Source organism: Arthrobacter sp. TRD_SC_6, assembly GCF_055361185.1.
This window is the reverse complement of the sequence record NZ_CM143953.1, coordinates 356,575-369,308: the sequence shown is the minus strand read 5'-3', so window position 1 is coordinate 369,308 and position 12,734 is coordinate 356,575. Positions and strand designations below refer to the sequence as shown.

Below are 12,734 nucleotides of genomic sequence, written 5' to 3'. Positions count from 1 at the left end.
CACCTGTGCTTCCGCGTCAGCAGCCGCCCCGGGGGTTGGCGCGAGGACCGGGTCCACGGTGGGGCCGGCGTCGGGTGGGAGGGTCTTGTTCTTCTTCATGCCACTTCCTCCACTGTGCTCTGCGACTCGACGATCTCCCGGTAGGTGGAGGAGTCTTCGAGGAGTTCTTCGTGGGTTCCGCGCGCAACGATCTCCCCGTGCTCCATGACCAGGATCTGGTCCGCACCGGTGATGGTGGTGACCCGCTGGGCGACGATGATCACGGTGGCATTCCTGGTCTTGGCTTTCAGTGCCGCTCTCAGCCGGGAATCGGTTGTGACGTCCAGGGCGGAGAAGGAGTCGTCGAAGAGGTAGACCTTCGGTTTTGCGACGAGGGCGCGGGCAATGCAGAGCCGCTGCCGCTGTCCGCCTGAAACATTGGTTCCGCCTTGTGACACCAGTGCGTCCAGGCCGTGCTCCTTCGCCAGAACGAAGTCCGCGGCCTGTGCCACGGTCAGCGCTTCCCAAAGGTCGTCGTCGTGGGCGTCGGGGTTTCCGAAGCGCAGGTTGTGCGCGATGGTCCCGGAGAACAGGTAGGGGCGCTGCGGTACCAGTGCCACGCGGTCGGTGATGTCCGTCCGGTCCATTTCGGTGACCGGAATGCCGTCGAGCATGACCTGACCGCTTCCGACGTCGAACAGCCTGGGCAGCATGGAGATCAGCGTGCTCTTCCCGGAGCCGGTGCTCCCCACGATAGCGGTGGTCTGCCCTGGTTCGGCGGTGAAACTGATGTTGCTCAGGACCGGAGCTTCCGCACCGGGGTAGGCGAATGTCACGTTGCGGAACTCAACTACGCCGGCTTTGCTGTGCGGCTGTTGGGGGCTGGCAGGCTCCTTGATGGATGGCTCAACGTCCATCACCTCGCCGATGCGTTCGGCACACACTGAGGCGCGCGGAATCATCATTGCCATGAAGGTGCCCATCATGACTGCCACGAGGATCTGCAGCAGGTACTGGAGGAACGCGGTGAGGGCGCCCACCTGCATTTCTCCGGCTTCGACCCGCAGGCCGCCGAACCACAGCACCGCGGCGGTGGCGAGGTGGAGGATCATGCCGATCGCGGGGAACATGAGCACAAAAAGCGAGCCAACAGCCAATGACACATCGGTCAGTTCACGGTTGGCTTTGCCGAAGCGCTTGGCCTCGTACGGTTCACGGACGAAGGCGCGGACCACCCGGATTCCGGTGATCTGTTCACGCAGCACGCCGTTGATGTTGTCGATCTTCACCTGCATGGTGCGGAACAGCGGCATCAGGCGCCAGACCAGGAACCCGACGACGACGAACAGCGCGGGGACCGACACCCACACCAGCCATGAGAGTTCGAGGTCCTCGCGGAACGCCATGAAGATGCCGCCAACGCACATGATCGGCGCCGCGACCATGAAGTTCAGGCCCATCAGCACCAGCATCTGAACCTGCTGGACGTCATTGGTGCCCCGCGTAATCAGGCTCGGTGCTCCGAAGCGGTTGACCTCCTGGGCCGAGAAGCCTGAGACCTTGTGGAAGACGCCTTTGCGTACGTCCCTGCCCAGCGCCATTGCGGCTTTGGACCCGAAGTACACCGCGGCGATGGCCGCTGCCACCTGAATGAGGCTTACGCCGAGCATCACCAGCCCAATATCCCAGATGTACGCTGTGTCACCGCGGGCTATTCCCTCATCAATGATCTGCGCGTTAAGGCTGGGCAGATAGAGGGCTGCGATGGTCGAGATGAGTTGCAGAACCACCACCGCCGCAACCTGTGGAGCATAGGGCCGCAGGTAGTGCCGGACCAGTTTGATCAGCATTGAGCCGGTTCCTTGAATAGTGGGAGCGGTTCCGGGGGTGGGAGAACCGCATCTCAGGTTATGCCCGGCTGCAAGCGGAAACATCAGCCGAAAGGATTATTCTTGCGTTCGTACATAGGTTGAATTTCCATCTAGTTGCGCCTACTGTCTAGGTATGGAAACACGGCAGTGGCGCAATGAGTTGGGTCGAGGAACCCTTCCCTTTGCCGCGCTGGCAGTCCTTGCACATGAGGAAGTCCACGGATACGAGCTTCTGGTTCGCCTTCGGGAGTATGGGTTCGGCAGTGTCAAAGGCGGGGTGATGTACCCCATTCTGGCCAGGCTGGAAAGTGAAGGGCTCATAGCCCATACCTGGGACACAGGAAACACTGGCCCGGCCCGGAAGATCCTCCGGTTGACCCCTGATGGGCAAGCAGAACTGGCACAAGCGCGGAAGGCCTGGCAGGAAATCGTGACAAGCATGAACAGACTGAGTGAGGGAGAGGGATGATGTTTGATTTTGAGAGCCGGATGAAGGCCGAGCTGGTGAACCGCGGTGCGTCCCACGAACAAATCCGGGGGGCTGTCGCAGGAATCAAGGAATTTGGCCTGGATGACGAGGGCTTGGAGCGCGAGTTTGGTGAGCCTGAGGACTACGCGCGCAGCCTGACTCCAAACAACAAGCCGAAAAAACGGTACGGCTTCATCATCGCGGGATTGGTTCTGGGCCTAGTGGTCTGGCTGGGGATCAGGCTGGCCGCTGAGGCAGGGGTAACCGCGCTTGATCCCGTCACACCATTCAGCCCCTTGCTTGGATTACTGGTCATGGGTCTTGGTGTCCTTGCGGAATTCCTCCGCTACAGCCGGGCCGGCAAATCATCCGGATGACACTTCAAGGGGCGTCCCGGGCCATAGCCTGGAACGCCCCTTGAAGTCAGTTTGGGGTTAGTGGCTAGTTGAGGCCGAATACCCAAAGAAGAGCATCGTAGAGGGCGTTCACGCCCACGCCGCCGGTTGCGCCGTACACGATCTTCTTGATGGACGAGGGAACGCTGTTGTTCCAGAAGTTCACAAACGCCGTGCGCCCGCTGTTGATGGCGCTGCGGATGGCGTTGTACCAACTGGTGCTGGTTCGCTTGAGGACTTCCATGCCGGCCCGGATCGCCAGGCGAATGACGATCGGCACAGCCTGGGTGGAAGCGCCACCTCCGGCGGAGGTTACAGGTGCTGCAGTGATTCCGCCGGCAAGGGAACCCAACGACGACGGCGATACAGTCGACGCCGTACCTGCGGAACCGGCGGGACTCGCCAGAATCACAGAGGACGACGCCGTCACAGGTGCCGCAGTGGGCGCAACAGCCGCGTTGCCAGCGGAAATACCGCCGAAGGAGAGCGCGCTGACAATTGCGACCGAGGTCGCGGCTCGGCAGAAGTTCTTCTTATCCATGAAAGTTTCCTATCTAAGTGCAGTTATTTGGCGGAGAATACTTCGTGCTAATTTGCTGGCTTAGTTGAGGCCGAAGACCCAGAGAAGTGCGTCGTAAAGTGCATTTCCGCTGATCCCACCAGTGACCGTGTAGATAACATTCTTGATGTTGGCCGGCACGCTGTTGTTCCACCAGCTGACGAAGGCTGTGCGGCCCTTGTTGAGAGTTGCGCGAACAGCGTTGTACCAGGTGGTGCTGGTCCGCTTCAGGACCTCCATGGCGGCCCGTACGGCCAGCCGCACCGCGATGGGAACTGCCTGGGGAGTGGCTTGATTGCCCTGCAGGCTGGGCACGGATGATGGGCTGACGCCGCCGAGGGTGCTTGATGTGGTGGAAGTTGAGCCACCCGCGCTGAGCACTATTGCAACCGACTGGCTTGAAGAAGTTGGCGACACCACGGGCGTGGCCGGAGCGGCGTTGCCCGCCGACATACCTGCGAACGACATTCCCCCGATGACGGAGGCCGCTACCAGCGCCTTCGCCATTCGTGCATTCTTGATTTTCACGTTGAATTTCCTCCATGGTTTTCACTGAGCCGGTGCGAGTGCGCCGCTGAGAATTATGTGGATGAATGATCACTTCATGCAGGGAATTTCCCCGCCGTCTTCACTGTGCCGGAGAGCGATCTGCAGCTTCAATAGCCGAATTTCCAATATTTTTGGACAGCTGGACCCTGCGCCTCTTCGCGGGTTATGGTGGAACCATGCTTGGGGGAATACGTGTGGGACTGGTCGATGATCAGCCGCTTATGCTCCGTGGCCTGGAGAACTTCATCGACTCTGAACCCGGATTCGATGTCCTATGGACTGCGGGCAATGGCCAGCAGGCACTTGATCAGCTGGCAGTTTCCAACCCTGATGTTGTGCTGATGGACATTCAGATGCCGGTAATGGACGGGATCGCGGCCACACGCCAGATCTGCCAGCTGGCGGACCCACCGCACGTCGTGGCCCTCACAACTTTCTCCACGCTTGATTACGTCATTCCGGCGCTCCGGGCGGGTGCCTCCGGTTATCTGGTGAAGGACGCCGACCCTGACGAGATCCTCAGCCTGCTCGAGCAGGTAATGCGCAACGAACTGGTCCTCTCACCGGACGTCACCCGCCTCCTGGCCGATCACGTAGCGGCGTCCAACGCGGACGCGCTGAATGGTGAGGAACGCCTGGTGAAATCAGGTTTGCGCAGACAGGAGTATGAGGCTCTGTGTCACCTGGCCATGGGTAGGAACAACAAGGAGATTGCTTCAAGCATGTTCGTCTCCGAAGGCTCCGTGAAGCTCTACCTCGGGCGCGCCTGTGAGGTGTTGGGGGTGAGGGACCGGGTGCAGCTGTTGGTGCGCGCGGTGGAGCTAGGTCTGGTCTCGCCCGGGCTGGCCGACGTCGACGGCACCACTCTCAGCGGTAATCGATGACCGAACATTGTGGCCGCCAGTCGGCAAACTGATGCGCACTTCCCACCGCTCGCCGACTGATCCCGCAAAGAAACTTCCCTGAAGCAGGTTCACTCGTTCGCGCATGCTTTGAAGCCCGTGCCCGGAGCTTAGTGCGCCGGTGGTGTCGCCCTTATGCCTGTCGATGTGGCTGGTCACCGCAATGAAGAGGGTTTCATCGGCCGCAAAGACTTCTATCAAGGCAGGCTGGGTGCGGTCGGCATATTTCGCGACGTTTGTGCAGGTCTCCTGAAGCAACCTGGTAATCGACGTCGCCAGAGTTCCGGAAACCGCTACGTGCTGGGGTTCGCACCGCGATTCGATCTGGACCCCCAACGCCCGCAGCTGTTCCTCGAGCGTGGAAAGCATCTCCCGAATGTCCGTGGCAGGTGGCGCCGCGACAGACTGCGCGGCGGCTATGGTTTCCTGATCGCGCAGCAAGTGCAGCATGAGCCGGAGTTCCGTCAGAGCGGATCGCGATGCCCCGTCGATCGCGCCGAGCGTATCCCTGAGCTTGACTACATCGGTTGAGCGGCGCGTCCCCGCTATTTGCAGGACGATCACGGTCAGTTGATGGGCGACGGCGTCGTGAAGCTCACGCGCGAGGGCGCGGCGTTCGTCAGCGCGGATGCTCTCGGACTGGCGTTCCAGGCGGCGAACCTGTTCCTCGGAGCCGATGCGCTGCACCCAAAACCACTGGCCCACCCATCCGAGGCCACTGAAGCAAACGCTGATCAAGGCAACACTGAGAAGGGATGACCATTGGTGCCCGTGTGTGTCGAGGAGCGTCAGTATTCCCCAGAGAAATGCGCCGCCGAGGGCGGTCAGGCGCGCCCAGCGGCGGCCGAGGAAGGACACAACGATGGTGACTACTGCCACCACGAGGATGGCATAGCCTGCCTGGTCAAGCACCAGTGCAGTAATTGCAACGGCAACGGCCGCCAGCAACCCGAACTCGACCCGAAGGAAATAGACAATCAGTGCAATGTAGGAGCCCACCGGCACAATGAGGCTGGCAGAGCTATAAGTCGAGGCCGCAAGGTCGAGGAGGTCGGAGACGATCACCAACAGCAGGAGAATGCACGCGATGAATCGGAGCGTGGGCGTCAGAGAGAAAGACCGCATGATGTCGGCTCGCCATGACACTGGTTCCCCTCCCGCGGCCGACGACGGATTGTCCTCTGGACTCAACCTATCGCGTTCCGGCTTCGGGGCAGGCAACAGCCTTGCTCAACAGATTTTCAGGGCCTTGCAGATGAAGGGAACGAGTCCGGGGTAGCGGGCCACGGATGCAGTTTCGGATGCTGTCGGCGAAGCGGCGATCGCGGGTTGGAGCGGCGCTACAACTGCCGATACTGCCAGCAGGGAGACAAGAAAAAAGCGACTGGTTTGCTTCACTGGGGGTCCTGGATCTAGTAGGAGGCTGGTCCTCCCAGCCTGCCGGACGCCGCTCCAGCGAAGCAATAGACGAATGTCCAAGGTTTAGCGGATCCGCCACCGGAAGTTCAGGGTGTGCCCGGTCACCGTAGCTGGACGCAGAAGCGCCCGCACCGTTTCGGGTGCGGGCGCCGTATTTCTGACGCTGAACCGTCCGGGCTATGGCCGTCCGGTGGTGAAGGTGTGGCTCCACTCGGCGAGGGTGCCCTCGTCGATGTAGTAGCCTTCCTGCGCGACGGCGGTGATGGTCACCGTACCGACGGGCTTCCGGTAACTTCCCTCTGCGGCGGGCTGTCCGTTGACCAGGTAGCCAATGCCTTCCGTAGCAGGAATCGTGTAGGTGTCCTGGCCGAGTCCGGGGCGGTCATCGAACGTTGGTGCTGCCGGTTCAACTTCGGTGTCGTAGCTCAAGCCGAAGCCCAGGGGCAGAAGTACGCCCTCGCCGTCGGCTTCTGGAATGTTGACCGGCAGCTTGCCGCTCGGGTTCACCTCACCAGCGATCGCGCGGACAATTCCGTGGAAGTTGACCGCCTTCACGCCGTAGCTGTTCAGGACGGCATCGGCGCCGGGGAAGACGCTGATGTCGTACGGGTTGCGCGTGGCAACGACGATGACCGGCGTTCCCGTCGCGGCCAGCTCGGCCACCATCTGCTGCTGGGCGGCATTGGATGTGGCGTTGTAGGAGGTGAAGACGACGGCGTCGTGATTACCCGCGGCGGCCACCGCGCGCGCACGGTACGCAGCGGACGGTGAAGCACCGTTCTGGTAATCCCCTGTCACCGCGAAGCCCTGGTCAGCGAGCATCGGACCAAACAGCTCAGGCCATCCTGATCCCGAACCGACCACCAGCACCGAGGCGCCTTCATCCAGGGGGAGAACACGCTCTTCGTTGCGCAGCAGGGTTGCGGCGCGGTCCGAGATGGTGTTTGCTGCGGCAAGGTTCTCCGCACTTCCGACGACCGTGTTCACGGCGCCGAGGTCAGCCATCGGCGCGCCGAAGACGTTGCGCTTGACCTTCCACTCAAGGATGCGGCGAACCGACTCGTCGAGGCGTTCCTCGGTGAGTTCACCGGATTCGACGGCGGCGCGAACGCCTGCGAACGAAGCGTCAACATCGGGGGAGTTCAGCAGGATGTCGGACCCGGCCTTGATGGCCATGACGGCAATTTCTTCCTGTGACCACTGTGCGGCGACGCCAGCCATGTCCAGTGCGTCGGTGGTGACCAGTCCTTCGAAGCCCATTTCGTCACGCAGCAGACCGGTAAGGACCTTCTCGGACAAGGTGCCCGGCATGTGGGGATCAATCGCTTCAACAATGATGTGTGCGGTCATGACCATGTCCACGCCGGCGTCGATCGCGGCCTGGAACGGCTTGAGGTGTTCGTTCAGCGTCGCGCGGTCGTAGGTGACGGTCGGGAGCCCGTAATGGGAATCGACTGAGGTGTCGCCGTGGCCGGGGAAGTGCTTCGCCGACGCGCCAACGTTGAAGGACTGCATTCCCTCGATCTGCGCCACGCCGAGGGCGCTGACCATCGCGGGATCCTCGCCCATGGACCGGATTCCGATGACCGGGTTGTCGGGGTTGGAGTTCAGGTCCAGCACGGGAGCGAAGTCCACGTTGATGCCCATTGCCCGCATCTCGGAGCCGAGGATCTGACCGTTTGCACGGGCAAGTTCGGCGTCAGCGGTGGCACCGAGCGCCATGTTGCCCGGGAGCACGGTGGCCGGGGGACCGACGCGTGCAACGAGGCCGCCCTCCTGGTCGATGGTCACAGCAAGTGGAACACCGGTGTCGTCCAATGCCACTTCCTGCAGGCCATTGGAGAGGCTGGCTGCCTGCTGCGGATTGTTGGTGTTCCCGGACCAGGCGAAGTACAGCACGCCTCCAAGGTTGTACTTCTCCACAACCTGCGCCGGGGTGTCGACGCCATAGCGCGCCTGGTTGCTGGCCTTCATCGACGTGTCATTCGCCGTCGATCCGTAGACGTGCGTCCAGGTCATCTGGCCGATCTTCTCGTCCAGCGTCATGCCGGCGATCATTGCCTCGATGTCGGGTGCCGCCGCTGCGGTAATCGGGGTGTTCATTGGAACGGTGGAGGGGACGGTGGCGAATGCCGCGCCAGTGCCAGCCATGAGCAGCGCCGAGGCGGCCGCTGTCAGGACCGACGCTCTTCTGCCTAGTTGTTTGTGCATCTCATACCTTTGGTAGTGGGCTTCTTCGCCCGGTGATCGGTGTGGTGGGGGGTCGATTGCTTTAGCGGCGTACTTCGGCGAACCCGTCAGCCTCGAAGGCGTCCGCGTTGTGTTCGCCGTCGAGGATGGTGCGGTTGCCGTCGTGCACCTGGATGTTGTCCACGAACACGCCGCGGCCAAGGGTGGTGGTGTCGGTCTTGTAGCGCCAGCGGACCAGATGCTCACCGGTGGGAAGCGCGGCAGTGGCTTTACCCCACGTGCGCTCGCCGTGGTTGTTGTAGGTGCCGTTGGTCTGCTCGGTCTGTCCGGATCCGGAAACTGCAAACGGGAGCAGTTCCCAGGTCTGGCCGCCGTCGGTCGAGGTTTCCAGTGCGAATGTGTCGGTTGCCTCGTTGTCGGAGAAGACGTCGAAGGTCAGTTCGGCACCGTTCTGAGTGGCTCCGTTTTGTATGGTTACCTTCGTCTGCAGCGTGGCTTCGGAGCTGTTGGCCGCGCCGCCGAACCAGGCGGTTGGTCCCTTCTGGGGGTTTACGGCAAGCGCTCCGGCGAGGCCATCGGAGACCACCCGGCGTGCGGGGTTGTTGGACCCCCAGGCGCGGCTTGGGTGCACCCGATTGGTCAGCAGGATGGTGAATGAGCGCGATGCGTAGTCAATGACGATCGACGTTCCGGTGTAACCCGTGTGGCCGGCCGCGCGCGGGTTGGAAAGCCCGCCCATGTACCACATCTGGTTCAGCTCGAACCCGAGACCGTGTGCGTTGCCGGGGAACTCCTCGTTCTCGTTCTGGAGCAGTGCCTCAACAGTGCTTTCCTCCAGGATTTGTACGCCCTGGTAGGTGCCACCGTTCAGCATTGTCTGGGCGAGGATCGCCATGTCGCTGGCAGTTGAGAAGATACCGGCGTGCCCGGATACTCCGCCGAGGCTCCAGGCGTTCTCATCATGGACTTCTCCCCAGACAACGCCCCGGTTGGGTGAGGCCTGGAATTCGGTTGCCGCGATCCGGGGGAGCTTGCTGGCAGGCGGATTGAACTCGGTGTCGCTGAGCCCGAGCGGCCCTGTGATTCCGGCCTCCAGCACCTCGTCCAACGGCTGCCCGGTGACCTTTTCCACCAGCACACCGAGCGAGATCAGGTTCAGGTCACTGTAGGTGTAGGTGGTGCCGGGCTCATCATCGGGCGTGGTGTTCATGACCGCCTGGATGCGCTCTTCCTTGGTGTCGTATGCGCTCCAGAGGGGTAGCCACGGCTTCAGCCCGGTTGTATGGGTGAGCATCTGCCGAAGCGTGATGCCTTCTTTCCCGTTGTTGCCGAACTCCGGGATATAGGATGCGTAGGTCCGGTCAAGGTCAAGGCGGCCCTGCTCTACCTGCTGCATCACCAGGAGAGAGGTGAAGAGTTTGGTCACCGAGGCGAGGTCATAAATGGTGTCCCCGGTTGCTGCGATCCGCTCGCCCTCAGGCAACTTGGTACCGGCGCCGTCAGCGTACAGGCGTGAGTAGCCGCTGGCGTGGGTGCTGACGATCTGACCCTGGTGCGCCATCAGCCCGACAGCGGATGCGTACATGGGTTTGGTGGCCGGATTGGCCGGGTTGGCGTAGGCCTCGATCTGCTCCCATGCGGCGTCGATCGAGGACATGTCCTTGATGCCGACGGCGCGGGGGTTGCCCTCGGTCAGGCGGGTGTTGGCGGGGGAGAACCCGTCAAGTGGCATATCGAATCTTCCTGTGGCGCGTTGATCCGCTCCGTTTGAAGCGTTCTGACCAGCTGTCCCGTCAGCGTAAGCCACACCACTGACACCGCTGAGAAGCATCCCGGTGAGGGCCAGGATTGCTCCGGCCCTGTGTTGCACCCGCATCAGCGCTTGCCGTTGTAGAGCAGGAATTCGCGGGTGTCCTGGACGAACTGGCGGAGCTCGGGCTGCCAGGCGTTGATGATCGTCGAGGCATCAGCGCCGGCGTCGATCTGCTCGCCTGCACGTGCCGATCCGCTCAGCAGTCCCATCCAGCGGCCGCCGTCGCCGCGCCAGTCGAAGCCGGGGTAGAGGCGCTTGGCCTCCACCAGCATGTGGATACCGACTTCGAGGGCTTCAACGCTCTGAGCGTCGTTGATGTGTACCTGAACGCCGGCGCAGATCTTGCCGGCGTTCTTGGACAGTGTCGGCTGGAAATACGCCTCACGGAAGGTGACGCCGTCGAGCCCTTTGCTGTTCAGTGCTTCAGCCCACTGGTAGTCCGCATAGGGTGCGCCGATCAGTTCGAACGGGCGGGTGGTGCCGCGCCCCTCGGACATGTTGGTGGCCTCGAAGAGCGCTGTGCCCGGGTAGAGTACGGCCGTTTCCGGCGTGGGCACGTTGGGGCTGGGGAGGATCCAGGAGGCGCGGTTGTCGGGAACGATCTTCTCGCGGCCCCAACCCTGCACCTCGACCACTTCGAGTTCAATGGGCTCGAGGCCGGCCTTCGGAAGGAAGACGGCATTGAAGTACCGGGCGAGCTCGCCGACGGTCATGCCGTGCTGCAGTGCAATGCCGAGCTTTCCGACGCCGGACTGGAAACCGTCCTGCAGCACCGGTCCGCGGGCCTGGCCGCCGATGGGGTTGGCGCGGTCAAGTACCACGAAGCGCCGTCCGGCCTGGGACGCAGCCTGCATGGCATCCCACATGGTCCAGATGTATGTGTAGAAGCGGGCTCCGATGTCCTGGATGTCGAACACGATGGTGTCGACGCCAGACTCCTCGTAGAAGCGCGCGTAGGTCGCCACCGATGCACCGTAGGTGTCATAGACGGTGATGCCCGTGCGGGGGTCAACGGAAGTTTCTTCGGCGGCACCGTCCTGTGCAGTGCCGCGGAAGCCGTGTTCGGGCCCGAACACTGCGCCGACGTCCACGCCCTTGCTTGCCATGTCGTCCACGATGGTGCGGAAGTTGGCGAGGACACCGGTCGGGTTGGTGATGACGCCGATGGTGCGTCCGTCGAAGACGCTCCAGTTCTCGGCGGCGGCTACATCGGCGCCGTTGATCACCTGATGTTTGGGGTTCTTTGTCTTGTCTGTCTTTGCGACGGCGCTCGGGGCGAACGGCGAGGCGATTGCGACGACGGCGCCAAGCCCGGAGGCCTGGATGAGGTTTCTGCGATTGATAGCCATAGTGGGGGGTGCCTTTCAATGGGTGTTGAGGCGTGACACTCGGATCGGCGATTATTGAAAATTACTTTCAGAGCGGATTTCAGTAGACCTGCTCTTCTGTTGGAGAACCGGCTCTATTCGTGATCTACATCACTGCAACACTAGGGTAACTTCAGAGCTTGAGTCAACTAAGTACTCGCATGTTGAAACTTATTTTCAGAACCAGGACAATTTGATTTCGATTTCCTCTGCGTCCCCCCTTGGCGGGGGACCTACGGCGCGTACTTGCGACGGCGGTATTCCGTTGGGCTGAGCCCGTACCGGCGCTTGAATGCCGTACTCAACGCGAAGGGACTTCCATAGCCAACATTGCCGGCTATCCGGGCGGTGGTGAGCATGGGGTCGGCAAGTAACTCACTGGCCAGCAGCATCCGCCAGTTCGCGAGATAGGTCATGGGAGGTTCACCCACCACAACCTTGAAGCGCGCAGCCAACGTGGCCCGTGAGACGTTGAGCCGCTTCGCTAGCGACTCAAGGGTCCAGGGCTCTGCCGGGAACTCGTGAATCAGTTCAGCCGCGCGGGCCACGAGCGGATCGGTACCTGCCGCAAGCCAGCCCCTGGCTCGGTCAGGATTCGCCGCGGTCCACGCCCGCACCGCATGAATGAGCAGCACATCCAGCACCCGGTCAATCACGCTGCCCTGCCCGGGCAAGTCACTTCCAATCTCATCGGCGAGGAACTGCATCAGTGCAGGGCTCACTCCGCTGGCGGGAACGACGGCGGTGCGAGGCAGCGCTGCGGATACCGCGGAGCCGATCTCGGCGTCGGTCTCGTAGGTGCCGATCAGCATCACCGTGCTGCCGTCCGGAGAGTTTCCCCAGGTGCGTACGCCGTGGCTCATGCTCAAATGGACGGGCTCGCCGGTGAGCGTGGTGCATACCTGGCCGGGCAGGATGGTGATGCTCGCCTCACGGCCCTGTTGATCCGCGAGGGTGTAGGCGTCGGGTCCGCGGACGAGGGCTACGTCGCCCGCGCCAAGTGCCACCGGTTCGCCGTCGGACGTCAGCCACGCTTGTCCTGACAGGAGAGCCACCATTGTCAGCGGTGCCTCGTCCTGAATGCTGAGTGACCAGGGCGGATTCATGATCACGCGCAGTGCGAAGGCACGGCGCGCATGCGGGCCGTCGAGCAATCGTACTAGAGGTTCCATGCCAACATCCTAGACGCTGGCGTATCTGAAGGAGCGCTCAGACTATGTT

11 protein-coding genes are annotated in these 12,734 nt (G+C 62.1%); 3 read left to right on the top strand and 8 right to left on the bottom strand.

Annotated features, from left to right (window positions below):
* Positions 1-95 precede the first annotated feature (95 nt).
* Positions 96-1,829 carry an ABC transporter ATP-binding protein gene (locus ACWA1U_RS01800; RefSeq protein WP_463723637.1) on the bottom strand — a complete coding sequence of 578 codons (1,734 nt, stop codon included), beginning with the start codon at positions 1,827-1,829 and terminating at the stop codon, positions 96-98.
* Positions 1,830-1,983: 154 nt separating this feature from the next.
* Here ACWA1U_RS01800 and ACWA1U_RS01795 point away from each other — a divergent pair, with 154 nt between their 5' ends.
* Both ACWA1U_RS01795 and ACWA1U_RS01790 read left to right on the top strand, forming a co-directional pair.
* Complete coding sequence (locus tag ACWA1U_RS01795) at positions 1,984-2,319, top strand: PadR family transcriptional regulator (protein ID WP_463723636.1); 336 nt, start codon at positions 1,984-1,986, stop codon at positions 2,317-2,319.
* Positions 2,316-2,696 carry a hypothetical protein gene (locus ACWA1U_RS01790; RefSeq protein WP_463723635.1) on the top strand — a complete coding sequence of 127 codons (381 nt, stop codon included), beginning with the start codon at positions 2,316-2,318 and terminating at the stop codon, positions 2,694-2,696. Before ACWA1U_RS01795 ends, ACWA1U_RS01790 begins: the two co-directional genes overlap by 4 nt.
* Positions 2,697-2,760: 64 nt before the next feature.
* On the opposite strand, the gene ACWA1U_RS01785 is transcribed toward ACWA1U_RS01790, so the two are convergent.
* Positions 2,761-3,255 carry a hypothetical protein gene (locus ACWA1U_RS01785; protein WP_463723634.1) on the bottom strand — a complete coding sequence of 165 codons (495 nt, stop codon included), beginning with the start codon at positions 3,253-3,255 and terminating at the stop codon, positions 2,761-2,763.
* A gap of 60 nt (positions 3,256-3,315) precedes the next feature.
* Positions 3,316-3,801, bottom strand: a complete 486-nt coding sequence (locus ACWA1U_RS01780; protein WP_463723633.1) for a hypothetical protein — start codon at positions 3,799-3,801, stop codon at positions 3,316-3,318.
* Between the two features lie 152 nt (positions 3,802-3,953).
* Here ACWA1U_RS01780 and ACWA1U_RS01775 point away from each other — a divergent pair, with 152 nt between their 5' ends.
* Positions 3,954-4,706, top strand: a complete 753-nt coding sequence (locus ACWA1U_RS01775; protein ID WP_463723632.1) for a response regulator transcription factor — start codon at positions 3,954-3,956, stop codon at positions 4,704-4,706.
* Here the strand turns inward: ACWA1U_RS01775 and ACWA1U_RS01770 are convergent.
* From ACWA1U_RS01770 to ACWA1U_RS01750, 5 genes are all read right to left on the bottom strand, one after another.
* The gene (locus tag ACWA1U_RS01770; RefSeq protein ID WP_463723631.1) at positions 4,644-5,849 is read right to left on the bottom strand and encodes a sensor histidine kinase; all 1,206 of its coding nucleotides are present in this window, start codon (positions 5,847-5,849) and stop codon (positions 4,644-4,646) included. The two genes, ACWA1U_RS01775 and ACWA1U_RS01770, sit on opposite strands and share 63 nt — an antisense overlap.
* Positions 5,850-6,320: 471 nt before the next feature.
* Positions 6,321-8,354, bottom strand: a complete 2,034-nt coding sequence (locus tag ACWA1U_RS01765) for a glycoside hydrolase family 3 protein (RefSeq protein ID WP_463723630.1) — start codon at positions 8,352-8,354, stop codon at positions 6,321-6,323.
* A gap of 61 nt (positions 8,355-8,415) precedes the next feature.
* On the bottom strand, positions 8,416-10,065 hold the full coding sequence (locus tag ACWA1U_RS01760; RefSeq protein WP_463723629.1) for a serine hydrolase domain-containing protein: 1,650 nt from the start codon (positions 10,063-10,065) through the stop codon (positions 8,416-8,418).
* A gap of 143 nt (positions 10,066-10,208) precedes the next feature.
* Positions 10,209-11,495: an exo-beta-N-acetylmuramidase NamZ family protein gene (locus tag ACWA1U_RS01755; protein ID WP_463723628.1), complete on the bottom strand. Its 1,287-nt coding sequence runs from the start codon at positions 11,493-11,495 to the stop codon at positions 10,209-10,211.
* Positions 11,496-11,746: 251 nt separating this feature from the next.
* On the bottom strand, positions 11,747-12,685 hold the full coding sequence (locus tag ACWA1U_RS01750) for an AraC family transcriptional regulator (RefSeq protein WP_463723627.1): 939 nt from the start codon (positions 12,683-12,685) through the stop codon (positions 11,747-11,749).
* Between the last annotated feature and the right edge of the window lie 49 nt (positions 12,686-12,734).